Below are 22,575 nucleotides of genomic sequence, written 5' to 3'. Positions count from 1 at the left end.
GAACTGCGCGACCGGCCACAACGGCCCCGCAGTCCCCCACCACCTCAACCCACCACGGTCACGGTCCCGGCCCCCACAGTCCGCCCACCCTCACGGATGGCGAACCCGAGCCCCGGCTCCAACGGCACCTCCCGCCCCAGCTCCACGGTCATGGCAACCGTGTCACCGGGCCGCGCCACCGCCACCTCACCGAGGTCGACCACCCCCACCACATCCGCGGTCCGGATGTAGAACTGCGGCCGGTACCCGCTGGAGACAGCCGTCGTACGACCCCCCTCACGCGCGGACAGCACATACACCCGCGCCGTGAAACGGCGACTCGGCACCACACTCCCCGGCGCAGCCACCACATGCCCCCGCCGGACAGCGTCCCGGGGCACGCCCCGCAGCAGCAGCGCCACGTTGTCCCCGGCCTGTGCCTCCTCCATCGGCTTGCCGAAGGTCTCCAGCCCGGTGACCACCGTCTCGACGGCAGCCCCGAGCACCTCGACCTTGTCCCCGACCCGCACCGTGCCCCGCTCCACCGCACCGGTCACCACGGTCCCCCGCCCGGTGATGGTCAGCACGTTCTCCACGGACAGCAGGAACGGCGCGTCCAGATACCGCTCCGGCATCGGCACATACGTGTCCACCGCGTCGAGCAGCGCCTCGATCGAGGCCGTCCAGCGCGGGTCCCCCTCCAGCGCCTTCAGTCCCGAGACGCGTACGACGGGTACGGAGTCACCGCCGTAGCCGTGCGCCGTGAGCAGGTCGCGTACCTCCAGCTCGACCAGGTCGGTCAGCTCCTCGTCCCCCGCGTCGGCCTTGTTGAGGGCGACCACGATGTGGTCGACCCCCACCTGCCGGGCGAGCAGCACGTGTTCGGCGGTCTGCGGCATGATCCCGTCGAGCGCGGAGACGACGAGGATCGCCCCGTCGAGCTGCGCGGCGCCGGTGACCATGTTCTTGACGTAGTCGGCGTGGCCCGGCATGTCGACGTGCGCGTAGTGCCGGGTGTCGGTCTCGTACTCGACGTGCGCGATGTTGATGGTGATGCCGCGCGCCGCCTCCTCGGGCGCCCGGTCGATCCGGTCGAACGGCACGAACGTGCCGGTGCCGCGCTCGGCGAGGACCTTGGTGATGGCGGCCGTGAGCGTGGTCTTGCCGTGGTCGACATGACCCATCGTGCCGATGTTGAGATGCGGTTTCGTACGGATGTAGGCCGTCTTGGACATGGCTGTACCTCGAAGCGTCTGATCAGCGAAGAAGAAAGGGGGACCCCGAGAACCTGACCGACCCTCCCCTTGCGGGGTCCGCCGGACGAGCCGGAGAGGGTCAGCTTCGGGCGCCGTCCACGACGGCCGTGAGAACCACGACGGCAGCCTTCGGGGCATCCGTGACCACGGATGCTGCGAGGGTGAAGGCGTGCCGGAACATGTGTCAGATCATTGCCGACGCTTTACCGCACGTCGAATGGTTTTCGGCGCCCGTCCCGCCGGTCCCGGGCGGCGCTGAGCGAGACCGCCTGTGACGCTCGTGAGACGAACCATACGGCGATCACACACATGTGTCGGTTAGTGTCGCCGGATGCTCGATGCCACCACCCGCTCTGGGGGCACCGCCACGGCCTCTCCCCGGGCCAGCACCGCGGAGCTCGCCGTCGCCGTCCCCTCGGCAACGACCGCCTCGCCCGTTCCGTCCACCGGTTTCACCGCTCGCTGCACCAGAGTTCTGCTCTCCCCGTGGTCGAGGCTGTCCCTGCTCGTCGCGCTGCTCGCCGCGGGCGCGTGCGGGGTGCTGCTGTTCGAGCCGCAGCGGCTGCTGACGCAGGGCTGGCCGCCGCAGCTCGGCGGCGCCATGGCGGCGCTGGTGTTCGCGGTGGCGTACGGCGTGTGCACGGTGGCGTTCGTGCCGAGGCCGCTGCTGAACCTCGCGGCGGGGGCGCTGTTCGGTTCGCAGCTGGGCACCGGCGTGGCGCTGGCGGGTACGGTGCTCGGTGCCGGGATCGCCTTCTGCCTGGGGCGCGCACTGGGCCAGGACGCCCTGCGGCCGCTGCTGCGGGGGCGCTGGCTGAAGGCCGCGGACGGTCAGCTCAGCCGGCACGGCTTCCGCTCGATGCTGGTGGTGCGGCTCTTCCCCGGAGTGCCGTTCTGGGCCGCGAACTACTGCGCCTCGTTCTCCCGCATGGGCCTGCTGCCGTTCCTGCTGGCGACGGGCCTCGGCTCGATCCCGAACACCGCCGCCTACGCCGTCGCCGGCGCCCGCGCCTCCACCCCGACGTCCCCGGCCTTCCTGATCGCCCTGGCCTGCATCGCCCTGCCCGCGCTGGCGGGCGTGGTGGTGGCCTGGCGCAAGCGGCACCGCCTGCGCCAGCTCTGACGAACCGTTGAGCCCGGCGGGCGCACACCCGTTGCGCCCGCCGGGCTCACACTCGTTCCAGCACCATGGCGTTGGCGAGCCCGCCGGCCTCGCACATGGTCTGGAGCGCGTACCGGGCGCCCCGTTCCCGCATCGCGTGCACCAGCGTCGTCGTCAGGCGGGTGCCGCTCGCGCCGAGCGGATGGCCGAGCGCTATGGCGCCGCCGTGCACGTTGACCCGGGCTAGGTCGGCGCCGGTCTCCTGCTGCCAGGCCAGGACGACGGCCGCGAACGCCTCGTTGACTTCGAACAGGTCGATGTCGTCGAGGCTCAGCGACGCCCTGCGCAGTACCTTCTCCGTCGCCGGGACGACGCCGGTGAGCATCAGCAGCGGGTCGGAGCCGGTCACGGCGAAGCTGTGCAACCGGGCGAGCGGGCGCAGGCCGAGCCGGGCCGCCGTCTCGCTGGAGGTGATGAGCACCGCCGAGGCGCCGTCGTTGACCGGGCTGGCGTTGCCCGCCGTGACGTTCCACTCGATCTGCGGGAAGCGTTCGGCGAAGCCGGGGTCGTAGTAGGCGGGCTTGAGGCCGGCGAGGATCCCGGTGGTGCTGCCGGGCCGTACGCACTCGTCGCGCGCGACGCCCTCCAGGGGCGCGACCTCGGCGTCGAAGAGCCCGCCGTCCCAGGCCGCCGCGGCCCTGCGGTGCGACGAGACGGCGAACTCGTCCATCTGCTCGCGGCCGATCGACCACTTGGCGGCGATGAGTTCGGCGCTGATGCCCTGCGGGACGAGTCCCTCGGGGTAGCGCTCGGCGATCCCGGGGCCGAACGGGTCCTTGCCCGCGGGCACGTTCGACCACATCGGCACCCGGCTCATCGACTCGACCCCGCAGGCCACGACGAGGTCGTACGCGCCCGCGAGGACGCCCTGGGCCGCGAAGTGCACGGCCTGCTGGGAGGAGCCGCACTGGCGGTCCACGGTGGTCGCGGGCACCGACTCCGGGAAGCCCGCGGACAGGGCGGCGTAGCGGGTGGTGTTCATGGCCTGCTCGCCGACCTGGTCGACGGTGCCGCCGATGACGTCGTCGATCAGCGCCGGGTCGACGCCGGAGCGTTCGACGAGGGTGCGCAGGGTGTGGGCGAGGAGCTCCACCGGGTGGACGTGCGCGAGGGCGCCGTTCGGCTTGCCCTTGCCGATCGGGGTGCGTACGGCTTCGACGATGACTGCGTCACGCATGGTGCGGCCTCCAGGACTACCAGCGAGTAGGAAATTCAAACTCACCGTAGCCCCATGGGTTTGAAATTCCAACCCTCTCTTAGACTGAGCCTCATGGCCGCCAGCAAAGACCCGCGCCCCTGCTCCATCGCCGACACCCTGGCCCTGGTCGGCGAGAAGTACTCGCTGCTCGTGCTGCGGGAGGTGTGCCTGGGCAACGGCCGTTTCGACCAGCTGGTGCGCAACATCGGCGCACCGCGCGACATCCTCGCCACGCGGCTGCGCCGGCTCGTCGACGCCGGGATCCTGGTCAAGCAGCCCTACAGCGAGCGCCCGCAGCGCTTCGAGTACCGGCCCACCCGGGCCGGGCTGGAACTGGAGCCCGTGCTGATGACCCTCATGGCCTGGGGCGACCGCCATCTGCGGACGGACGGCGACCGTCCGATGGTCGTGGAGCACTCCTGCGGCCGGGCGCTCACCCCGGTCGTCACCTGCCGGGCCTGCGGCGACGAGGTGCGACACGAGGACCTCAGGGCCCACCCCCAGTCGCCCGGCTGGACGGTGACCGGACCGACGGCGGCCTGATCCCGCCCCTGCCGCGGAGCACCGGCCAAACCCCTGTGTCGGAGCGGCCATCCGGGGGCGCTACGCTTCCCCCTCGGCACATCTGATCCCCCGGTCGTCACACCCGGCGGCCCGGTGTGCCCGTCGTCCGTTCCACGATCGGCACTTGGACTCCGCTACCTCATGTCTTGGTTCGAATCACTCATCCTCGGACTCGTCCAGGGGCTGACCGAGTTCCTCCCCGTCTCCTCCAGCGCTCACCTGCGGCTGACGGCGGCCTTCTCGGGCTGGGAGGACCCGGGCGCGGCCTTCACGGCGATCACTCAGATCGGCACCGAGGCCGCCGTGCTGATCTACTTCCGCAAGGACATCGGGCGGATCATCTCGGCGTGGACGCGCTCGCTCACGAGCAAGGAGCTGCGCAGCGACCCCGACGCACGGATGGGCTGGCTGGTCATCGTCGGCTCGATCCCGATCGGTGTGCTCGGCGTGACGCTGAAGGACCAGATCGAGGGACCGTTCCGCGACCTGCGGATCACCGCGACGATGCTGATCGGCATGGGCATCGTCCTGGGCGTCGCCGACCGGCTCGCGGCACGGGACGAGAGCGGCGGCAAGCACCGCGCGCCCAAGCAGCGCAAGGCCCTGGAGGACCTGGGCGTGCGGGACGGCCTGATCTACGGCGTCTGCCAGGCCATGGCGCTCATCCCGGGCGTCTCCCGCTCCGGCGCCACCATCAGCGGCGGCCTGTTCATGGGCTACAAGCGCGAGGCCGCGGCCCGCTACTCCTTCCTGCTCGCGATCCCCGCGGTGCTCGCCTCCGGCCTGTTCGAGCTCAAGGACGCGACGGAGGGCGGCCATGTCTCGTGGGGACCGACGATCTTCGCGACGATCATCGCCTTCGGGGTCGGCTACGCGGTGATCGCGTGGTTCATGAAGTTCATCTCGACCAAGAGCTTCATGCCGTTCGTCTGGTACCGGATCGCGCTCGGCGTCCTCATCATCGTGCTGGTGTCCATGGGTGCGCTGAGCCCGCACGCGGCCGAGTCGGCGGGCTGACCCGGCGGTCTGTGACCCGCATCTCGTGACCAACCGCATAGCGCGGGGGTAGCCGTCCGGTAGCGGGCTGTCAGTGGCTGCCCCTACGCTTGTCCGCATGTCCCCCGATTTCGTGCCCCCTGGTTCCGTGCGGTCCGCCGCCGAGGTCAACGAGGAGATCCGTGCGCTCTGGCGGCGCACGGGCGGCACCCTGTCGCCCGAGGAGCGCGCGGAGTACGAGCTGCTGGTCGTCGAGTGGGCGACCGCGATCCGCGGCGCCGTCGTCAAGGCGGCCTGACGCTCACCGCACACCCCTTGGCTCCGCGCTTCCCATGCCCAACACTGAGCCGATGACGCAGCGCGTGGAGCTCGCCACCGTGAGGGACCGGCTGGCCGTCGACGGACTGATCACCGACTACGCGGTGGCGGTCGACGACGGCGACTGGGAGGGGTACCGGGGGCTGTTCGTCCCTCAGGGACGGGCGGACTACCGCTCGGCCGGCGGCATCGAGGGAGAGGCCACGGCGGTCGCCGCGTGGCTCGCCGAGAGCATGCGGCTCTTTCCGATGCGACAGCACCTGATCGTCAACCGGCGGGTGCGCTTCGGCGTCCGGGAGCAGGACACCGGCGACACGGCCCAGGTCCAGGCCGACTACATCAACCCCATGGCCACCGAAGGGCACGCGCCGGACTTCGTGTGCGGCGGCCGGTACTCCTTCGCGCTGCGGCGCACGATCGACGGCTGGCGGCTGACCGAGGTGGTCGTCCGGGAGAAGTGGCGGCGCCTTCCCGAGCGGCGGACGGCACCTGTGGTCCACTGACCCGGCGGGCGTCTGTCCTAGATCGTCCGCAGGGCGCACACTGGAGGCACCCGCGGGGTAGGAGGCGCCTATGAAGACGCTCGGTGACTGGCTCGCCTCCCCGTGGCGGCGCTCGGCCGCCGCCGTGATCGCGGGCGCCCTTCCCGTACTCGCCTATCCCGCCCCCTCCTTGTGGTGGTGCGCCTACGTCGCCCTGGTCCCCTGGATCCTGTTGATGCGCACCGCGCCGACCGGCAAGCGCGCGGCGTACGACGGCTGGTGCGGCGGGTTCGGCTTCATGCTGGCCATGCACCACTGGCTGCTGCCCTTCCTGCACGTGTTCACGTTCGTCCTCGCCGCGCTGCTCGGCGCCCTGTGGGCCCTGTGGGGGTGGCTCGTGCACCGGCTGCTGGCCGGCCTGCCCTCGCGGCGGCGGATCGCAGCCGCGCTCGTCGTCCTGCCGTCCGGCTGGCTGGCCGTCGAGCTGGTCCGCTCCTGGCAGGGCCTCGGCGGCCCCTGGGGCATGCTCGGCTCCAGTCAGTGGCAGGTCGAGCCGGCGCTGCGGCTGGCCTCGGTCGGTGGAGTGTGGCTGCTCAGCTTCCTGCTCGTGGTAGTCAACGTCGCGGTCGCCATCCTCGTCGCGGTCCGGCAGGCCCGCGTGCCCGCCGTGGCCGGGCTCGTCGCCACGGCCGCCGCCACCTCCGCCGCCTGGTCCCTCTCGCCCCGCCCCGACGTCGACGGCCAGGTCAGGATCGCCGTCGTCCAGCCCGGTGTCATCGAGGGCCCGAGCCACCGGCTCGCACGCGAGGAACAGCTCACGCGCCGGCTCGCCGGACAGGACGTCGACCTGATCGTCTGGGGCGAGAGCAGCGTCGGTTTCGACCTCGGGGACCGGCCCGACCTCGCCCGGCGGCTCGCGGACCTGTCCCGTGCGACCGACGCCGGCATCCTGGTCAACGTGGACGCCCGGCGCTCCGACAAGCCCGGCATCTACAAGAGCTCCATCCTGGTCGGCCCCGACGGCCTCACCGGCGAGCGCTACGACAAGATGCGGCTCGTCCCCTTCGGCGAGTACGTCCCGGCCCGCTCCCTGCTCGGCTGGGCCACCTCCGTCGGCAAGGCGGCGGGCGAGGACCGCATGCGCGGCTCCCAGCCGGTCGTGATGAACGTGGGGGACGGCCTGCGCGTCGGCCCGATGGTGTGCTTCGAGACGGCCTTCCCCGACATGACCCGCCACCTCACCCGCGAGGGCGTCGACGTGCTGATCGGCCAGTCGTCGACCTCCACGTTCCAGAACAGCTGGGCGCCCGATCAGCACGCCTCGCTCGCCGCGCTGCGCGCCGCGGAGACCGGCCGCCCGATGGTGCACGCGACGCTGACGGGTGTCTCCGCCGTCTACGGCCCGAGCGGGCAGGGCCTGGGCCCGTGGCTGGGGACGGACGCGTCCGCCACGCAGGTCTACGACGTGCCCCTCGCCCACGGCACCACGCCGTATGTGCGCCTCGGTGACTGGACCGTGCACGCGGCCATGCTCATCCTCGCCGCGTGGGCCGCCGGCGAGGGCGTACGGACGCTGCGGCTCAGGCGGTCCGCTCCTGGACCGCGCGTACCACCCGCTCGCACAGTTCATGAGTCTCCAGCGCGTCCCGGGCGCTGAGCACCTTGCCCGCCCGCACGGCGTCCAGGAACGCCAGCACCGCCTGCTCGATGCCGCGCTGCCGGGCCACCGGCACCCAGTCGCCGCGCCGCCGCACGGTCGGCTGCCCCTTGTGGTCGACGACCTCGGCGAGGTTGATCACCTGCCGCTTGGTGTCCTGCCCTGACACCTCGAGGATCTCCTCGGCCGAACCGCTGAGCCGGTTCATCACGCCGAGCGCGGTGAAGCCGTCCCCGGCGAGCTGGAGCACGACGTGGTGCAGCAGGCCGTCCTGGACGCGGGCGCGCACGGTGACGTCGTCGACCTCGCCGGGCACCAGGAACCGCAGGGTGTCGACGACGTGGATGAAGTCGTCCAGGATCATCGTGCGCGGCTCCTCCGGGAGCCCGATGCGGTTCTTCTGCATCAGGATCAGCTCGCGCGGATGGTCGGCGCACTGCGTGTAGCCGGGGGCGTGACGCCGGTTGAAGCCGACCGCGAGGCTCGTGTCCCGCTCCTCGGCGAGCGCCACCAGCCGTGCGGACGCGTCGAGTTCGTAGGCGAGCGGCTTGTCGACGTACGTCGGCACGCCCGCCTCCAGCAGCCGGGTCACGATGTCCGGGTGCACGAGCGTGGGCGCGTGCACGAAGGCGGCGTCGAGGCCGGTCGCGAGGAGGGAGTCGAGGGTGGTGTGCCGCCGCTCCCGCGGGATGTGGAGGCCGTCGGCGACCCGGTCGAGCGTGGCGGGCGTGCGCGTCTGGAGGTGCAGCTCCACCCCGGGCTGGAAGGCGAGCACCGGAAGGTAGGCCTTCTGCGCGATGTCGCCGAGTCCGATGCAGCCGACCTTCACGGGGTGCTCTCCTCTAACGGTTGCCTGCCGGGTCTGCTCGGAGCATACGGCTTCCCCCGCTCTCGGCTTCGCCCGAGCGGGCGGTGCCCCCAGGGGGCCGCCAGTCGGCGATGCCGTCGAAGCTCCGCAGGAACAGGGCCGGTCCGGCCTTCGACAGCGCGGCCAGGGCCGTGTCGCGTACGACTGCCCCGAGGCGGCCGGTCATGAGGTTGAGGCGGGCGACCCGCACGGATTGGCGTGCGACGGCGGTCGTACGGGGCAGCCGGGCGGCGGTGTAGGCGGGGAGGTCGTCGCAGTGGTGCGCGAGGACGATCGCGTCCTCGATGGCCTGGTTGCCGCCCTGGCCGAGGGTCGGGGGCATGGCGTGCGCGGCGTCGCCGACCAGGGCCACCCTGCCGTGGTGGTAGGCGGGCAGGGGTGGGGCGATGTGGTGGACGTCGTGCCGCAGGACGTCCTCGGGGCGGGCGGCGGCGAGCACGGCGGGGATCGGGTCGTGCCAGTCGCCGAAGCGGCGCAGCAGCTCGGCCTTCTCGTCGTCGGGGGCGCGTCCTCCGGCGGGTGTCACGGCGGCGGCGTAGGCGTAGACGCGGCCGTCCTTGAGGGGGTGCGTGCCCCAGATGTGGCCCCTGCCCCAGGTCTCGTGCGAGGCGAACTCGGCGCCGGGCACGGGGATCACGACCCGCCAGGTGGTGAACCCGGAGTAGACGGGCCCCGGGTGGCCGGGGAAGAGCGCCCTGCGTACGGCGGACCGGACGCCGTCGGCGCCCACCACCAGGTCGGCCTCCAACTCGCCGTCCGCGGTGGTGACGCGGGCGGGCCGGTCGGGGTCGCCGCTGTGGGCGAGGGTCGCGGCGGCGGCCGTGCGGACCGCGTCCGGCGGGAGCAGTGCGGTCAGGCGCTCGACCAGGGTGGCGCGGTGCAGCAGCACGAGCGGGCCGCCGAAGCGCTCGGCGGCGGCGTCGGCGGAGGAGCGCGAGAGCCACCGGCCGGACGGTGTGCGCAGCCCGCCGTCCCCGGACCAGGCGGCGAGGTCACGGATCTCGTCGCCGAGGCCGATGACGTCCAGCGCGCGCAGGGAGTTGGGGGCGAGGGAGATGGCGGCGCCGACCGGCTCCAGTGAACGGGCGCGCTCCAGCACGGTGACCCGCCAGCCGAGCAGGTGCAGTGCGGCCGCCGCGGTCAGGCCTCCGATGCCGCCGCCGATCACGACAGCTCGCCTCGCCTGTGTCATGGCTCCTCCTCGAACCGGCGGCCGGACCAGCCCGGCCGGTGACTACACCTGTAGTTCACCGTGAGCTTACTACGGCTGTAGTGAGAGGGGTAGCGTGAGGTCCATGTCCGTACGCACCGCCGGCCCCTCCCGCTCCGACCTCGTCGCCGACACCGCCCTCGCCCTGCTCGCCGAGCGCGGGATGCGGGGCCTCACGCACCGGGCGGTCGACGAGGCGGCCGGGCTCCCCCAGGGCTCCACGTCGAACCTCGCGCGCACTCGGCAGGCCCTGCTGGAACTGGCGGTGCGGCGCCTGGCCGACCGCGAGGCGCGGGTGCTGGCGCTGCACGAGATGCCTGATCCCCGGGCCGGGTCCGGCTCCCTGGCGGACGCGCTGGCCCTGGCCACCCACCGCGCGCTGACCCGCAACCGCGAACTCACCCTCGCCCGCTACGAACTGGCCCTGGAGGCCACGCGCCGCCCGGAGCTGCGGGCCTACTTCGACGCGACGGGCGCCCGCTTCCGTGAGCAGCTGGCCGCACTCGTCACCGGGATGGGCTCGACGGACCCGGCCCGGCACACGCTGTCCCTGATCTCCTGGGCGGACGGGCTGATGTTCAGTTGCGTGGCGGGGTCGTTCGGTGCCGAGGTGCCGAGCCTGGAGGAGGTGCGGGCCGGGCTGCGGGAGCTGCTGGACGGGATGCTCGGGGCCTGAAAAAGCCGTGGTGCGGCAGGGGGCGCTGGGAAAGGATGCGGGCATGACGACCGAACGCCGTATGCCTGCCACGACCGCCGACGAACGCACCATGCTGGAGGGCTGGCTGGAGTTCCACCGGCAGACTCTCGCGTGGAAGTGCGAGGGCCTCACCGACGAGCAGCTCAGGTCCCCCGCCGTGGAGCCCTCCGACCTGTCCCTGCTGGGGCTGGTGCGGCACATGGCGGACGTGGAGCGCAGCTGGTTCCGCCGGGTGCTCACGGACGAGGCCGTGATGCCGCTCTACTGGAGCGACGAGGACCCGGACGCCGAATTCCGCCTGACCGAGGCGGACACCTACCAGGAGGCATACGCCGCCTGGCAGGCCGAGATCGAGACCGCCCGGAGCAACGCCGCCCGCTTCGGGCTGGACGACCTCTCCGAGGGCAAGCACCGCCGCACCGGCGAGCGGTTCAACCTGCGGTGGCTCTACACCCACATGATCGAGGAGTACGCGCGGCACAACGGCCACGCCGACCTGATCCGCGAGCGCATCGACGGCTCGACCGGCGACTGACGCCGGCCGGGACCGGCCGACGACGTCACCGCGGACGGGCCGACTGCCTCCGTACGGGGAGCGAGATCACCCGTGCGGGGCATCCTCCGCCCGTACGCTGCCCTGCCGCGGGCCGGACGCACCAAAGTGGCGCGGGTGCATCGAACGACGACCACAGCGACGCTCCTGGTGACCGTGGCTGTCTCGGCCCTCACCGGCTGTACGACGGTCCGGCATCCCCCCGTTCCCGGGCCGCCGGCGGCTCCGTCCCGGCCGTCGGCGCCGCAGCCGGAGGGGCGGGCGGAGACCCAGATCGTGCAGGCACCGGCTCGCGAGGCCCTGCAACTCATCGAGGAGTCCCGCCGTCCGGAGCCGGCCGCGTCCCCGTCGCGGCTGACCACGCCGGCGGCCACCGCGCCGCAGCGGCGGCAGCCGCCCGGTCCCCCGGACGTCCGCCCGCGCCCCGCCCGCCCGGAACGCCCCGAGCCGGCACATCTCGGCCCACGGCGCCCGCACACCGGCCTGCCCGAGGCGCTGGAGTCGGTACGCCAGGACGCCCGGGAGCGTGTCCCGGACAACACGGACGTGTGCGCACTGGGCAGACGCTATGGAGGCTGGCGGCCGGACAGCCCGGAGGCGACCATCTGCCGCGACACGTACGGGCCTTGACCCACGCCCGGGGCGGGCCCTGGGAGCGGCCCGGCGCAGCCGGAACCCGCCGCCTCGGCCGCGGCCTGCCGACACGGCGGTCGCCACTCGGGGCCCTGCCGCGCGGGCCCTGTCCCGCCCGCGCCACGGCCTGCCCGGGGATCCCGCCCGGCTCCGGGCGCCACGGCCGCCGCCCCCGAGCGGCGCCGGAACTCGCTGCCGGCGCCAGGCGGTGCCCCGAGCGGCCGTCGGAACCGCAGCCGGAGCCACGGCCACTGTCCGAAGTGGCCGCCGGGCCCTCTCCCGGCGCCACGGCGGGCTTGGCGCTGAACGCGCCGGGACCGGGCCTACGACCACCTCGATCGGTCGATCACGTCCGGAGAGGCCCTCGCCCCTCCCGGCGCGACGGCCGTGCCCGGAAGGCCTGCTCCGGGCGCTACGGCCGCTGCCTCGGCGGCGACCACGTCCCCCCGCCGTCCTCGCCCAGCCGGGACTCCAGTCGGCTGATGGCCGCTCGGACGCCCTCGCCGTAGGGGTCGTCGCTGAGGGCCCTGGCCGCTCCCCGGGCCCGCCGCAGGTGTGCGCGGGCGGCGTCGCGGCGGCCGAGTCTGTCGTAGTCGGCGGCCAGGTTGAGGTGCAGGGAGGGGTAGAACGCGCGGACCGCGAGTGCCCCCTCCCCCGAGGGGGCCCCGGCGTCGGTGAGCTCCTCCGCCGCCGTCAACGCGCGCAGGTCCCAGGCCAGTTCGTCGGCGGGATCGTCCTGCGTGTCGGCCAGGTAGTGGGCGAGGGTGCAGCGGTGCAACGGGTCGCCGTGCTCCCCGATCTCCGCCCACAGGTCCAGGAACCGCTGCCGGGCCTCCTCCCGGTCCCCGGCGTGGTGCAGCATCACGACCTGCCCGATCCGCGTCGGCACGGCATCCGGCGCCGCCTGTCCCTGTCGCTCCACGACCACGCCCTCCGCACCGCTCGCCCGCTGTTCCTCCCGACGCTAACCGCAGGCCGGGAGGATCCGGCTGAGGCCGCTCCGTACGTCGCCGGGGCGTCAGCCGTCAGCCCAGGTTCGGAATCGTCCAGTCGATCGGCTCGTGCCCCTGCGCCGCCACCGCCGCGTTGATCTGCGTGAACGGACGCGAGCCGAAGAACTTCTTCGCCGACAGCGGCGACGGATGCGCGCCCTTGACCACCACATGGCGCGACTCGTCGATCAGCGGGAGCTTCTTCTGCGCGTAGTTCCCCCACAGCACGAACACCGCCGGGTCGGGCCGGCCGGCCACCGCGCGGATGACCGCGTCCGTGAACCTCTCCCAGCCCCGGCCCTTGTGCGAGTTGGCCTCGCCGCCGCGGACCGTGAGCACCGCGTTGAGCAGCAGGACGCCCTGCTCTGCCCACGGCATCAGGTAGCCGTTGTCCGGGACCGGCGTGCCCAGCTCCTCGTGCATCTCCTTGTAGATGTTCCGCAGGGACGGCGGGATCCGCACGCCGGGCCGGACCGAGAAGCACAGCCCGTGCCCCTGCCCCTCACCGTGGTACGGGTCCTGGCCGAGGACCAGGACCTTGACCCGCTCGTACGGCGTGGCGTCCAGCGCGGCGAAGACCTCCTCGCGCGGCGGATAGACGGGACCCTTCGCCCGCTCCTCCTCGACGAACTCCGTCAGCTCCTTGAAGTAGGGCTGCTGCAGCTCGTCACCCAGAACCCCGCGCCAGGACTCGGGCAGCATGGCGATGTCGGTCACGTCAACGTCCTCACGATGTGCGGTCACTTCCAGGCCACAGAACCTACCGGCGACCACTGACAACGCGCCGGGAAAGCCCGCTGCCCGCCCCGCCCACCAGGCGGTCTTGCCCCGCCTACCAGGCCGTCTTGCGGTGCAGCTCCCACATCATCATGATCGTCGACGGGTCCATGGCCCGCTCCGCGCCCGAGACGTCCCGGCTCGCCGCCACGTACTGCCGGCCCTGCCACAGCGGCAGCAGCCGCGCGTCGTCCACGAGGATCCGCTGGGCCTCCTCGAACTCCTTCTCCACGTTCGCGCGGTCGCTCTCGCGGCGCGACCGGGGCAGCAGCTCGCCGGTGATCTCGGGCGCCGGGTAGGGCGTTCCGAGGGCGTTCTGCTCTCCGACGAACGGCGCGATGAAGTTCTCGGCGTCCGGGAAGTCGGGGAACCAGCCACGCCCGAACACCGGGTACTCGCCCTTCTGGTAGCCCTCGACGTACGTCTTCCAGGGGCGGCTCTTCAGGGTGATCTCGAACAGGCCCGAGTCCTCGAGCTGGCGCTCCAGCTCCTTGAACTCCGCGGCGGTCTCGGAGCCGTAGCGGTCGCTGGTGTACCAGAGGGTGAGCGGGACCGGCCGGTTGATGCCCGCGCCGGTGAGGATCTTGCGGGCCTTGGCGACGTCCGGGTCGCCGTAGTCGTCGAAGAAGCCTGTCGTGTGACCGGTGAGGCCCTTGGGGACCATGGAGTACAGCGGGTCTACGGTGTCCTTGTAGACCTTGTGGGCGATCGCCGCCCGGTCGACGACCTGCGCGATGGCCTGGCGCACGGCCTTGCGGTTCGCCCAGGAGTCCTTCGGGTTGAACACCAGGTAGTTGATGTCGGTGCCGGTGCCCTCGACGAGCTGGATCTCCTCCTCGTTGGAGGTCTTGCTCTGGAGATCGACGACGTCGCCGGCGGCCAGACCGCGGTAGGTCACGTCGATCTGCTCGTCCCTCAGGGCCTTGACCATGGCGCCGGAGTCCTGGAAGTAGCGGATCGTCACCGCGTCGTTCCGGCGCTCCGCGTAGCCCTTGTAGGCGTTGTTGCGGACGAGGACGGCCTCCTTGCCCTCGTCGTAGGAGTCGAGGGCGTACGGCCCGGAGCCGACGATGTCGCTGCCCTTGCGCAGGGAGTCCTCCGGGTAGGCCTCCGGGGAGACGATCGACATGGCGGGGGTGGCCAGCACGAACGGGAAGGTCGCGTCGGGCTTGTTGAGGTGGAAGATCACCTCGCGCTCGTTCGGCGCCTGGACCCGCTCCAGGCTGCCGAGCAGACCGGCGGGGCCGCCGTTGACGTTGATCTTGCGGATCCGGTCGAACGAGTACTTCACGGCACGCGCGTCGAGCGCGTCGCCGTTGGAGAACTTCAGGTCTTCGCGCAGCTCGCAGCGGTACACCTGGTTCGAGGTGTCGCTGAAGCCGCAGCTCTCGGCGGCGTCCGGCTGGGGCTCGCTCGCGCCGGTCGGATAGCTCAGGAGCGTCTGGTAGACGTTGCGGAACAGCTCCCAGGAGCTGTCCCAGGAGGCGGCAGGGTCCAGCGTGCTGGGGGCGCTGGTGGTGCCCACGACGATCGGCCCTTCGTCCTCCGGAGTGTCGGACGACAGGACGCCGCATCCGGCGACCAGGGACGATATGGACGCGATGGCCGCCACCCGCCGCAGGCATCGGTTCCGGTTGAACACGCGCACGCTCCTCGATCTGCCATACCAAGGGTCGGCAGACCATACCGCAGTGCCGCGCCCCCTGACCCACCCCAGGGCATGACTCCTTGATCGATAAACCTTTGACTACGTTGTCATCACCGTTTGCCGTGCCTTTGTGCCCGGACGGGCGCCCCCCGCGCAGGGGCGCCCGTGCCGTACGCGCCGGCGTCAGCCCGTGCCGGCGTTGAGGAAGATGCCGCCGTCCACGACGAGCGTCTGGCCGGTGACCCAGTCGGACTGCTCGGAGGTGAGAAACGCCGCCGCGCCGCCGATGTCGGAGGGCACGCCGAGCCGGCCGAGCGGGTAGGCGGCCGCGGCCTCCTCCTCCCGGCCCTCGTACAGGGCCGTGGCGAACTTGGTCTTCACGACGGCCGGGGCGATCGCGTTGACCCGGACCTTGGGCGCGAACTCGTGCGCGAGCTGCACGGTCAGGTTGATCATCGCCGCCTTGCTGACGCCGTACGCGCCGATGAACGGCGAGGGCGAGAGGCCGGCGACGGAGGCGATGTTGACGATCGCGCCGCCGTTGTCCTTCTGCCAGGCGTGCCAGGTCCTCTGGGCGAAGCCCAGCGCCGAGACGACGTTGGTCTCGAAGACCTTGCGGGCGACGTTCAGGTCCAGATCGGCGATCGGGCCGAACACCGGGTTCGTGCCGGCGTTGTTGACCAGGTAGTCGACGCGGCCGAAGGCCTCCATCGTGCGCTCGACGGCGGCGGCCTGGTGGGCCTCGTCGTGCGCCTTGCCCACCGCGTAGACCACGCGGTCGGAGCCGAGCTTCTCGACGGCCTCCTTCAGGGCGTCCTCGGTGCGGCCGGTGATGCACACGCGGTCGCCGCGTGCGACGAAGGCCTCGGCGACGCCGTAGCCGATGCCGCGGCTGGCGCCCGTGACGAGCGCGACCTTGCCGGAGAGTTCAGTCATGTCCGTGAGCTCCTGTGATCCCTAGTCGAGCGGTCCGCCGGCCACGTACAAGACCTGGCCGGAGACGAACCCGGCCGCCTCGCCCGTGAAGAAGGCGATGGCGTTGGCGATGTCCTCCGGCTCCCCGACGCGCGCCACCGGGATCTGGGTGGCGGCGGCGGCCTTGAAGTCCTCGAAGCCCATGCCGACGCGGTCGGCGGTGGCCTTGGTCATCTCGGTGGCGATGAAGCCGGGGGCGACGGAGTTGGCGGTGACGCCGAACTTGCCGAGTTCCTTGGCGAGGGTCTTGGTGAAACCCTGGAGGCCGGCCTTGGCCGCCGAGTAGTTGACCTGCCCGCGGTTGCCCAGCGCCGAGGACGACGACAGGTTGACGATCCGGCCGAAGCCCGCGTCCACCATGTGCTTCTGGCAGGCCTTGGACATCAGGAAGGCGCCGCGCAGGTGCACGTTCATGACGGTGTCCCAGTCGGAGACGCTCATCTTGAACAGCAGGTTGTCGCGCAGCACGCCCGCGTTGTTGACCAGGATGGTCGGCGCGCCGAGCTCCTCGGCGATCCGCGCGACGGCCGCCTCGACCTGCGCCTCGTCCGAGACGTCGCAGCCGACCGCGATGGCCTTGCCGCCGGCGGCGGTGATCTTCTCGACGGTGTCCTTGCAGGCCGCCTCGTCGAGGTCGAGCACGGCGACCGCGCGGCCCTCGGCGGCCAGCCGTACGGCGGTGGCGGCGCCGATCCCGCGCGCGGCACCGGTGACGACGGCGACCCGCTGCTCAGTGGTGGACATGGCTGCTTCTCCTCAGGTGAGCGACCGCTTAGTACCTTCAGTGGGTGTGACGCTAGAAGCCCTGGCACCCGGTGTCAACGGGCACGCTCGGGGTGTGATCCATTACCCGGACCCACCCCGCCCGGCGGCGCCCTGCGGAACACCCGATCGGCCTACGGCCGCGCGCCGTGGTGCCGCTGCGCGCCCAGGTCGTGTCCGCAAAGTCCCGTTGTCCGCCCGGAGGGCGGGCCCCGCGGCGTCTGGTGCGTGCTCTCGGTGCGCCGGGCGGAGTCCCTCGTACTGGATGTACTTGGGGCTTCGTCCGGTGCGGCGAGAGTACGTGCCAGGCGTCGCGGGGCAGGCGGGACTTTGCGGACACGGCTAGCTTCGGAGCACGAGTCACTCGGGGTCCGAGAGGGAGGCACCCCATGCGCCGTCGTACCGGTGCCATAGGCACGCTGTTCGCGGTCGCGGCGATCGTGCCGTTGGCCGGCCCCGCTCACGCCCGGCAGGACCTGGACTGCCGCGACTTCTCCTTCCAGGAGGACGCGCAGGCCGTCTTCGACGCGGATCCGAGTGATCCGAACAGGCTCGACGAGGACCAGGGCCCGGACGACGGCATCGCATGCGAGGCCTTGGCCCGCCGCGGTGTCATCTCCCCCAGCGGCTCTACCGGCCCCTCCGTCAGCCCCTCCGCCCCCGTCACCGCCACTCCCACCGGCGCCCCGGGGCGAGGCGTGCGTGGCGGGATCGGGGGTGCGGTGGCTTCGGGGCCGAGCGACTGGGAGGTCGCCGTCGGTCTGGCCTTCGCGGCGGGTGCCGCCGTCGCCGCCGGTTACGCCGTGAAGCGCCGCCGGCGCTGACGGCCGCGGCGCGTCGGTCATCTCACCAGCAGGTCCAGCAAACGGTCGGTCTCCGCCGCCGGGTCCGTGGTCAGGCCGGTGTGGACGGGGCCGGGCTGGACGATCGTGGAGCGGGGGGCGACGAGCCAGCGGAAGCGGCGGCCCGGGTCGTCGGAAGACGCCTGGCCGGCCGCTGTCCCACCCGCGCACACTCCCTCCACGGCCCTCAGCGCGGCTCGGACCCCGGCCACGTCGGCGCGGGGGTCGAGGGCCAGCAGGCGGGCATCGTCGAGGTGGATGCGGGCGCCGAGGTAGGACTCGGCACGGCAGTAGACGAGCACTCCGGCGTTGATGCACTCGCCGCGCTCGACGCGCGGGACGACGCGCAGGACGGCGTACTCGTAGATCTGGCGGTCGCGCGGTCCGCCCTTGATGATGTGCCGGTCGCTCACTTGATCCCCTGGATGCGGTCGTGGATGACGGCGGCCCGTGCGAGCAGGGGCCGCGCGTAGGCCTGCCTCAGGTCGTCCGGCGTGTCGAAGCCGGGCTCGCCCGTCAGCCAGGCGTCCGGGATCTGCGCGGTGACGTCGGCGAGCAGCTCCTCGGTGACCCGGGGCGCCAACTCGGCCGCGGCGGCGGCGACATCGGGCGCGAAGGGCGCCAGGGCGTGGTCGGCGGCGTCGTACGGGCGGGCCGCGGAGCCCTGCGCGCCGGGCCAGTTGTGGTGCCAGATCATGGTCGCCCCGTGGTCGACGAGCCACAGCTCGCCCCGCCACATCAGCAGGTTGGGGTTGCGCCAGGACCGGTCGACGTTGTTGACCAGCGCGTCGAACCAGACGATCCGCCCGGCCTCTCCGGGGCGGACCGGGAAGGCGAGCGGGTCGAAGCCGAGCGCGCCGGAGAGGAAGTCCATGCCGAGGTTGGTGCCGCCGCTGGACCGGAGCAGGCTCTGCACCTCCTGGTCGGGTTCGCCGAGCCCCAGCTCCGCGTCGAGTTCGACCGTGACCAGGCGCGGCACGCGCAGCCCCAGCCGGCGGGCGAGTTCCCCGCAGACCACCTCGGCGACGAGCGTCTTGCGCCCCTGTCCCGCGCCGGTGAACTTCAGGACATACGTCCCGAAGTCGTCGGCCTCGACGAGTCCCGGCAGCGAACCGCCCTCACGCAGGGGCGTGATGTAGCGGGTCGCGATCACTTCCTTGAGCATCGACCCAGGTTACTGACGCACACGAGCCCGCCGGCGCCGGCCTCGCGGGGGCGGCCCGGAACCCGACAGCGAATCGACAGCGCCGCTTTACCCACCTCGTTCCGCGCACCGGTCAGGATTTCGGCACCGTCTGAACAGCCGGTCCCCAGGGGCCGTACCTCTCGGCAGATCACGAATCCCCGGAAGGAACGTCAGCATGACCAGCGAATCAGTTCAGCCGAAGTCGGGACCGAGCCGCCGTGGCGTCGTGGCGGCGGTGGGCGCGGCAGGGCTCACCGTGGCGCTGACGGCGTGCGGATCGGAGGACAAGGCGTCCGATGCATCCACCGAACAGGGCGCCGGCGGCGGCGCGACGAACGAGGGAGCCGGTGGTGCGGCGCTCGCCAAGACCTCCGAGATCCCCGAGGGCAGCGGCAAGATCTTCAAGGACGAGAAGGTCGTGGTCTCCCAGCCGGCGGCGGGCGACTACAAGGCCTTCTCGACGCTCTGCACCCACCGCGACTGTCCGATGGTGGACCTCAAGGACGACATCATCTCCTGCACCTGCCACGGCAGTCAGTTCTCCGTGCTCGACGGGAGCGTGAAGAAGGGGCCTGCGGTCGAACCGCTGGCGGCCAAACAGATCAGCGTGAACGGCGACTCCATCACGCTCGCCTGAGCCCCCGCGGGCGCTCCAGACACGCCAGCACCTCGTCCGTGGTCGCGACCGTGGCGACCAACGCGAGGGTGTGGCGGATCACCCCACGGGTGTAGTCGGACGGCACTCCCGCGATGGCGTCCGCCGGGACGACGGCGGTGTAGCCACGGTTCACGGCGTCGAACACGGCATTGGGAACGGCCACGTTGGCCGAGACCCCGGTGACGATCAGCGTGCGGCAGCCGAGGTTGCGCAGCAGTGGGTCGGCATCGGTGCCCTGGAGGGGCGACAGCCCGTGCAGGCGCCGTAGGACGAGGTCCTCCTCGGCGACCTCGATCGGGGCCGCGACCCGCACCGCCGGGGTGCCGGACACCTGCTGGACGGGCAGGCGTTCGGCGGCCCGGAACAGAGGGGCGTTGCGGCTGGCCCCGCGGCCGTCGGGGCGGCGCTCGGCGAGGGCGTGGACGACCTGGACACCGCCCGCGTGGGCGGCGGCCACCAGTCGGGCGACGTTGGCGAGCACTCCGCCCTCGCGTGCCTGCTCGGCGAGTTCGGGCAGGGCGCCGTCCGCCCCGACGACGCCCTCCTGGCACTCGACGGTGAGCAGCACGGTGGTGGGCGGATCGAGGAGTTCGCTGAGCTCTGCGTACGCGGGCACGGTCCCTCCTGGGCGCCGGCGGCTGGGCGCGCGAGCGTAGCCACCATTGCGCACGGACGGAAGAGAACTCATTCTTTTCTGACGTGATGTCAGAGGATCTCCTCTGACACGACGTGAGAGAAGAAGGAAAGAGGGGGAGCATGACCGTCACTCAGCAGCGCCGGGGCCGTAAGATCATGATGACGCCTGGCGAGCTGGACGATTTCCTCACCACGCAGCGCACCTGCCGGGTCGCCACGGTGTCGGCCGACGGCGCCCCACATGTGAGCACCCTGTGGTTCGCCTGGGACGGCACCTCGATGTGGCTGTACTCGGTCGTGCGCAGCAAACGCTGGACCGACCTGCGGCGCGATCCGCGGGTGGCGATCGTGGTCGACACCGGCGAGGAGTACGACGAGCTGCGCGGCGTCGAGCTGTCGGGCATCGTCGAGTTCGTGGGCGAGATCCCGCGCACCGGCGAGCTGCGCGCCGAACTCGACGTCCCCGAGACGCTGTTCGCCAGGAAGAACTTCCGCCTGGAAGAGATGCCGCACGACGGCCGGCACGCCTGGATACGTCTGACGCCGCAGAAGATAGTCTCCTGGGACTTCCGCAAGCTTTCGGCCCGGTAGCACCGCGGCCCGGGTTCAGCCGAGGCTCTCCCCCGCCGCCTGGAGGGCCTTCACCGCGGCCCGGATCGACGGGCGGCGGTCGGCGTCCGCGCGCCAGACCACGTACACATGCCGCCGGACCCGCTGTCTGACGGGGACGGTCACGACCCCGGCGGGCACGGGACGGCGGCCGAGCAGCGGGGCGACACACACGCCGAGGCCGGCGGCGACCAGCGCGAGCTGGGTGTGGGTCTCGGCGGCGCGGTGGCCGATGAGCGGCTCGATGCCCTTCGAGCGGAGCGTGAACATCAGCCACTCGTGGCAGAACTCCCCCTCGCCCCAGGTGATCCACTCGTCGTCGGCGAACTCGGCGAGATCCACCTCGTCCCGCCCGGCGAGACGGTGGTCCGCGGGCAGGGCGACATCGGCGGGGTCGTCCATGATCGACGCCTTGACCAGGCCGTCGGGCAGCGCCATCGGCTTGTTGTACCAGTCGAGCACCACCGCGAGGTCGAGGTCGCCGCGCACCACCCCGGCGAGGGCGGCCTCCGGCTCCAGCTCGCAGGAGCGCAGCCGGAGCGCCGGATGCCGCTCGCGCAGCTCGGGCAGCGCGAGCGGGAACAGGCCGCGGGCGGCCGTCGGGAACGCCGAGAGTCTCAGCTCGCCGACGACCTGCCCGCGCTGCGCCTCCAAGTCGGACTGGGCGAGTTCGACCTGGGAGAGGATGCGCGCGGCGTGCTCGGCGAGCAGCCGGCCCGCGTCGGTGAGCCGCACGCCCCGGCCGTTCTTGGCGAGGAGCCGCTGGCCGACCTCCCGCTCCAGCTTGGACATCTGCTGGGAGACCGCGGAGGTCGTGATGTGCAGCCCCTCGGCCGCGCCGCTGACCGAGCCGTGCCGGGCGAGGGCGTCGAGGGTACGCAGGCGCTCCAGGTTCAACATGTAAGCAATGCTACGCAATACCGGGCGTGAAATCTCGATTGTGCTACGAGGTTCCGGCCCGGCATCGTGTTTTCCATGAGCATCGTCACCACCCCCAGCCGGGTCGCCACCCCTTCGGGCGACCGCCCCCGTCGCCGCCTCGACTGGCGTCTGCGCTTCGCCGCCCTGTCCTTGATCTGGGGCTTCAGCTTCCTCCTGATCAAGGTGGGCACCGAGGGATACGCGCCGTTCCAGGTGACGCTCGGCCGACTGGTGTTCGGTACGGCGGTGCTGGCCGCCGCGATGGCGGTGCGCCGGGAGCGACTGCCGCGCGGGGCGCGCACGTGGGGGCATCTGGCGGTCGCCGCGTTCCTGCTCAACGCCCTGCCGTTCTCGCTGTTCGCGTACGCCGAGCTGACCATCCCGTCCACGCTCGCGGGCATCTGCAACGCGACCTCGCCGCTGTGGGGCATGGCGCTGTCACTGGTGGCCCTGTCGGAGGACCGCCCGACCCGGGTGCGGGTCGCCGGGCTCGGGCTCGGCTTCCTGGGAGTACTCACGGTGCTGGGCGCGTGGCAGGGCTTCCACGGCCTGGACGCCACCGGCACGGCGCTGGCCCTGCTGGCCTCCCTCAGCTACCCGATCGGCTGGATCTACGTCCGCCGCACCCTGGCCGGCACCAGCCACTCGCACCTGGCGATGACGGGCGCGCAGTTGCTCCTCGCGACGGTCCAACTGGCCGTCGTCACCCCGCTGTTCACCACCCTGCCCACCAGCCTGTCCGTCGGCCCGCTGCTGGCGATCGCCGCCCTGGGCGCACTGGGCACGGGCCTCGCCGTCCTCCTCCAGTACGGCCTGGTCGCCGAGGTCGGACCGACGACCGCCCAGATGGTCACGTACTTCATCCCGGTCATCGCCACCGCCGCGGGCGTCGCCCTCCTCGGCGAGTCGCTCACCTGGTCGACCCCGGTCGGCGCGGTGATCGTCCTGATCGGCGCGGCACTTACGCAGGTACGGCCGAAGCCTCGGGGGTGAGGG

26 protein-coding genes are annotated in these 22,575 nt (G+C 72.1%); 13 read left to right on the top strand and 13 right to left on the bottom strand.

The window, feature by feature from the left end; translation table 11 throughout:
- Positions 1-44: 44 nt before the first annotated feature.
- Positions 45-1,214, bottom strand: coding sequence for an elongation factor Tu (gene tuf / locus AC07F0_RS34275; RefSeq protein ID WP_478983821.1), 1,170 nt, complete (start codon positions 1,212-1,214; stop codon positions 45-47).
- Positions 1,215-1,566: 352 nt separating this feature from the next.
- Here tuf and AC07F0_RS34270 point away from each other — a divergent pair, with 352 nt between their 5' ends.
- Positions 1,567-2,358 carry a TVP38/TMEM64 family protein gene (locus AC07F0_RS34270; RefSeq protein WP_478983820.1) on the top strand — a complete coding sequence of 264 codons (792 nt, stop codon included), beginning with the start codon at positions 1,567-1,569 and terminating at the stop codon, positions 2,356-2,358.
- Positions 2,359-2,404: 46 nt separating this feature from the next.
- On the opposite strand, the gene AC07F0_RS34265 is transcribed toward AC07F0_RS34270, so the two are convergent.
- On the bottom strand, positions 2,405-3,574 hold the full coding sequence (locus AC07F0_RS34265) for a thiolase family protein (RefSeq protein ID WP_478983819.1): 1,170 nt from the start codon (positions 3,572-3,574) through the stop codon (positions 2,405-2,407).
- A gap of 93 nt (positions 3,575-3,667) precedes the next feature.
- Here AC07F0_RS34265 and AC07F0_RS34260 point away from each other — a divergent pair, with 93 nt between their 5' ends.
- From AC07F0_RS34260 to lnt, 5 genes are all read left to right on the top strand, one after another.
- Entirely contained in the window at positions 3,668-4,138 is a 471-nt protein-coding gene (locus AC07F0_RS34260) for a winged helix-turn-helix transcriptional regulator (protein ID WP_436727689.1), read from the top strand.
- Positions 4,139-4,300: 162 nt separating this feature from the next.
- The gene (locus AC07F0_RS34255; RefSeq protein WP_478983818.1) at positions 4,301-5,176 is read left to right on the top strand and encodes an undecaprenyl-diphosphate phosphatase; all 876 of its coding nucleotides are present in this window, start codon (positions 4,301-4,303) and stop codon (positions 5,174-5,176) included.
- A 97-nt stretch (positions 5,177-5,273) separates the two neighbouring features.
- Complete coding sequence (locus AC07F0_RS34250; protein ID WP_436727691.1) at positions 5,274-5,453, top strand: hypothetical protein; 180 nt, start codon at positions 5,274-5,276, stop codon at positions 5,451-5,453.
- Positions 5,454-5,505: 52 nt separating this feature from the next.
- A complete protein-coding gene (locus tag AC07F0_RS34245) occupies positions 5,506-5,976 on the top strand; it encodes a nuclear transport factor 2 family protein (protein WP_478983816.1) in 471 nt (156 codons plus the stop codon).
- 70 nt (positions 5,977-6,046) lie between these two features.
- Positions 6,047-7,612 carry an apolipoprotein N-acyltransferase gene (gene lnt, locus AC07F0_RS34240; protein WP_478983815.1) on the top strand — a complete coding sequence of 522 codons (1,566 nt, stop codon included), beginning with the start codon at positions 6,047-6,049 and terminating at the stop codon, positions 7,610-7,612.
- Here the strand turns inward: lnt and AC07F0_RS34235 are convergent.
- Together AC07F0_RS34235 and AC07F0_RS34230 are read right to left on the bottom strand one after the other, a co-directional pair.
- Positions 7,536-8,441, bottom strand: a complete 906-nt coding sequence (locus AC07F0_RS34235) for a Gfo/Idh/MocA family protein (RefSeq protein ID WP_478983814.1) — start codon at positions 8,439-8,441, stop codon at positions 7,536-7,538. The genes lnt and AC07F0_RS34235 overlap by 77 nt on opposite strands.
- A gap of 13 nt (positions 8,442-8,454) precedes the next feature.
- A complete protein-coding gene (locus AC07F0_RS34230) occupies positions 8,455-9,672 on the bottom strand; it encodes an FAD-dependent monooxygenase (protein WP_478983813.1) in 1,218 nt (405 codons plus the stop codon).
- Between the two features lie 103 nt (positions 9,673-9,775).
- On the opposite strand from AC07F0_RS34230, the gene AC07F0_RS34225 reads away from it, so the two are divergent.
- The 3 genes from AC07F0_RS34225 (at position 9,776) to AC07F0_RS34215 (ending at position 11,570) form a co-directional block, all read left to right on the top strand.
- Positions 9,776-10,366: a TetR/AcrR family transcriptional regulator gene (locus tag AC07F0_RS34225; RefSeq protein WP_467370234.1), complete on the top strand. Its 591-nt coding sequence runs from the start codon at positions 9,776-9,778 to the stop codon at positions 10,364-10,366.
- A 43-nt stretch (positions 10,367-10,409) separates the two neighbouring features.
- A complete protein-coding gene (locus AC07F0_RS34220) occupies positions 10,410-10,922 on the top strand; it encodes a DinB family protein (RefSeq protein ID WP_478983812.1) in 513 nt (170 codons plus the stop codon).
- Positions 10,923-11,048: 126 nt separating this feature from the next.
- Entirely contained in the window at positions 11,049-11,570 is a 522-nt protein-coding gene (locus AC07F0_RS34215; RefSeq protein WP_478983858.1) for a hypothetical protein, read from the top strand.
- 415 nt (positions 11,571-11,985) lie between these two features.
- Here the strand turns inward: AC07F0_RS34215 and AC07F0_RS34210 are convergent, their stop codons facing one another.
- From AC07F0_RS34210 to fabG, 5 genes are all read right to left on the bottom strand, one after another.
- Positions 11,986-12,501, bottom strand: coding sequence for a hypothetical protein (locus AC07F0_RS34210; RefSeq protein ID WP_478983811.1), 516 nt, complete (start codon positions 12,499-12,501; stop codon positions 11,986-11,988).
- A gap of 97 nt (positions 12,502-12,598) precedes the next feature.
- Complete coding sequence (ung, locus tag AC07F0_RS34205; RefSeq protein ID WP_436727699.1) at positions 12,599-13,282, bottom strand: uracil-DNA glycosylase; 684 nt, start codon at positions 13,280-13,282, stop codon at positions 12,599-12,601.
- A gap of 115 nt (positions 13,283-13,397) precedes the next feature.
- Entirely contained in the window at positions 13,398-14,984 is a 1,587-nt protein-coding gene (locus AC07F0_RS34200) for an ABC transporter substrate-binding protein (protein ID WP_478983810.1), read from the bottom strand.
- Positions 14,985-15,173: 189 nt separating this feature from the next.
- Positions 15,174-15,926 (bottom strand): SDR family oxidoreductase, encoded by a 753-nt coding sequence (locus AC07F0_RS34195; RefSeq protein ID WP_356923866.1) that lies wholly within the window; start codon positions 15,924-15,926, stop codon positions 15,174-15,176.
- Positions 15,927-15,947: 21 nt separating this feature from the next.
- Positions 15,948-16,709, bottom strand: coding sequence for a 3-oxoacyl-ACP reductase FabG (gene fabG, locus AC07F0_RS34190; protein WP_020270157.1), 762 nt, complete (start codon positions 16,707-16,709; stop codon positions 15,948-15,950).
- 407 nt (positions 16,710-17,116) lie between these two features.
- Between fabG and AC07F0_RS34185 the strand changes: the two genes are divergently transcribed.
- Positions 17,117-17,551 carry an excalibur calcium-binding protein gene (locus AC07F0_RS34185; protein WP_478983809.1) on the top strand — a complete coding sequence of 145 codons (435 nt, stop codon included), beginning with the start codon at positions 17,117-17,119 and terminating at the stop codon, positions 17,549-17,551.
- Positions 17,552-17,568: 17 nt separating this feature from the next.
- Here the strand turns inward: AC07F0_RS34185 and AC07F0_RS34180 are convergent, their stop codons facing one another.
- Together AC07F0_RS34180 and AC07F0_RS34175 are read right to left on the bottom strand one after the other, a co-directional pair.
- The gene (locus AC07F0_RS34180; RefSeq protein ID WP_478983808.1) at positions 17,569-17,982 is read right to left on the bottom strand and encodes a DUF3037 domain-containing protein; all 414 of its coding nucleotides are present in this window, start codon (positions 17,980-17,982) and stop codon (positions 17,569-17,571) included.
- Positions 17,979-18,734 carry a HipA family kinase gene (locus AC07F0_RS34175; RefSeq protein WP_478983807.1) on the bottom strand — a complete coding sequence of 252 codons (756 nt, stop codon included), beginning with the start codon at positions 18,732-18,734 and terminating at the stop codon, positions 17,979-17,981. Before AC07F0_RS34175 ends, AC07F0_RS34180 begins: the two co-directional genes overlap by 4 nt.
- A 196-nt stretch (positions 18,735-18,930) precedes the next feature.
- On the opposite strand from AC07F0_RS34175, the gene AC07F0_RS34170 reads away from it, so the two are divergent.
- Positions 18,931-19,392 (top strand): Rieske (2Fe-2S) protein, encoded by a 462-nt coding sequence (locus tag AC07F0_RS34170; protein ID WP_478983806.1) that lies wholly within the window; start codon positions 18,931-18,933, stop codon positions 19,390-19,392.
- On the opposite strand, the gene AC07F0_RS34165 is transcribed toward AC07F0_RS34170, so the two are convergent.
- Entirely contained in the window at positions 19,379-20,029 is a 651-nt protein-coding gene (locus AC07F0_RS34165; protein ID WP_478983805.1) for a cysteine hydrolase family protein, read from the bottom strand. The two genes, AC07F0_RS34170 and AC07F0_RS34165, sit on opposite strands and share 14 nt — an antisense overlap.
- A 140-nt stretch (positions 20,030-20,169) precedes the next feature.
- Here AC07F0_RS34165 and AC07F0_RS34160 point away from each other — a divergent pair, with 140 nt between their 5' ends.
- Entirely contained in the window at positions 20,170-20,640 is a 471-nt protein-coding gene (locus tag AC07F0_RS34160) for a pyridoxamine 5'-phosphate oxidase family protein (RefSeq protein WP_436727706.1), read from the top strand.
- Between the two features lie 15 nt (positions 20,641-20,655).
- Here the strand turns inward: AC07F0_RS34160 and AC07F0_RS34155 are convergent, their stop codons facing one another.
- Positions 20,656-21,558: a LysR family transcriptional regulator gene (locus AC07F0_RS34155; protein WP_436727707.1), complete on the bottom strand. Its 903-nt coding sequence runs from the start codon at positions 21,556-21,558 to the stop codon at positions 20,656-20,658.
- A 75-nt stretch (positions 21,559-21,633) separates the two neighbouring features.
- On the opposite strand from AC07F0_RS34155, the gene AC07F0_RS34150 reads away from it, so the two are divergent.
- Complete coding sequence (locus AC07F0_RS34150) at positions 21,634-22,572, top strand: DMT family transporter (RefSeq protein WP_478983804.1); 939 nt, start codon at positions 21,634-21,636, stop codon at positions 22,570-22,572.
- The last annotated feature ends 3 nt before the right edge of the window (positions 22,573-22,575 follow it).

The organism is Streptomyces sp. NPDC045955, assembly GCF_056430805.1.
Note: the sequence above shows the minus strand (reverse complement) of the source record. Positions and strands in the feature narration are given on the sequence as shown.

What these genes read in the sequence shown, in the direction of transcription:
- tuf (WP_478983821.1), bottom strand. Translation starts at nt 1,214, where the DNA reads ATGTCCAAGACGGCCTACATCCGTACGAAACCGCATCTCAACATCGGC.
- AC07F0_RS34270 (WP_478983820.1), top strand. Translation starts at nt 1,567, where the DNA reads ATGCTCGATGCCACCACCCGCTCTGGGGGCACCGCCACGGCCTCTCCC.
- AC07F0_RS34265 (WP_478983819.1), bottom strand. Translation starts at nt 3,574, where the DNA reads ATGCGTGACGCAGTCATCGTCGAAGCCGTACGCACCCCGATCGGCAAG.
- AC07F0_RS34260 (WP_436727689.1), top strand. Translation starts at nt 3,668, where the DNA reads ATGGCCGCCAGCAAAGACCCGCGCCCCTGCTCCATCGCCGACACCCTG.
- AC07F0_RS34255 (WP_478983818.1), top strand. Translation starts at nt 4,301, where the DNA reads ATGTCTTGGTTCGAATCACTCATCCTCGGACTCGTCCAGGGGCTGACC.
- AC07F0_RS34250 (WP_436727691.1), top strand. Translation starts at nt 5,274, where the DNA reads ATGTCCCCCGATTTCGTGCCCCCTGGTTCCGTGCGGTCCGCCGCCGAG.
- AC07F0_RS34245 (WP_478983816.1), top strand. Translation starts at nt 5,506, where the DNA reads ATGACGCAGCGCGTGGAGCTCGCCACCGTGAGGGACCGGCTGGCCGTC.
- lnt (WP_478983815.1), top strand. Translation starts at nt 6,047, where the DNA reads ATGAAGACGCTCGGTGACTGGCTCGCCTCCCCGTGGCGGCGCTCGGCC.
- AC07F0_RS34230 (WP_478983813.1), bottom strand. Translation starts at nt 9,672, where the DNA reads ATGACACAGGCGAGGCGAGCTGTCGTGATCGGCGGCGGCATCGGAGGC.
- AC07F0_RS34225 (WP_467370234.1), top strand. Translation starts at nt 9,776, where the DNA reads ATGTCCGTACGCACCGCCGGCCCCTCCCGCTCCGACCTCGTCGCCGAC.
- AC07F0_RS34220 (WP_478983812.1), top strand. Translation starts at nt 10,410, where the DNA reads ATGACGACCGAACGCCGTATGCCTGCCACGACCGCCGACGAACGCACC.
- AC07F0_RS34195 (WP_356923866.1), bottom strand. Translation starts at nt 15,926, where the DNA reads ATGACTGAACTCTCCGGCAAGGTCGCGCTCGTCACGGGCGCCAGCCGC.
- fabG (WP_020270157.1), bottom strand. Translation starts at nt 16,709, where the DNA reads ATGTCCACCACTGAGCAGCGGGTCGCCGTCGTCACCGGTGCCGCGCGC.
- AC07F0_RS34185 (WP_478983809.1), top strand. Translation starts at nt 17,117, where the DNA reads ATGCGCCGTCGTACCGGTGCCATAGGCACGCTGTTCGCGGTCGCGGCG.
- AC07F0_RS34175 (WP_478983807.1), bottom strand. Translation starts at nt 18,734, where the DNA reads ATGCTCAAGGAAGTGATCGCGACCCGCTACATCACGCCCCTGCGTGAG.
- AC07F0_RS34170 (WP_478983806.1), top strand. Translation starts at nt 18,931, where the DNA reads ATGACCAGCGAATCAGTTCAGCCGAAGTCGGGACCGAGCCGCCGTGGC.
- AC07F0_RS34160 (WP_436727706.1), top strand. Translation starts at nt 20,170, where the DNA reads ATGACCGTCACTCAGCAGCGCCGGGGCCGTAAGATCATGATGACGCCT.
- AC07F0_RS34155 (WP_436727707.1), bottom strand. Translation starts at nt 21,558, where the DNA reads ATGTTGAACCTGGAGCGCCTGCGTACCCTCGACGCCCTCGCCCGGCAC.
- AC07F0_RS34150 (WP_478983804.1), top strand. Translation starts at nt 21,634, where the DNA reads ATGAGCATCGTCACCACCCCCAGCCGGGTCGCCACCCCTTCGGGCGAC.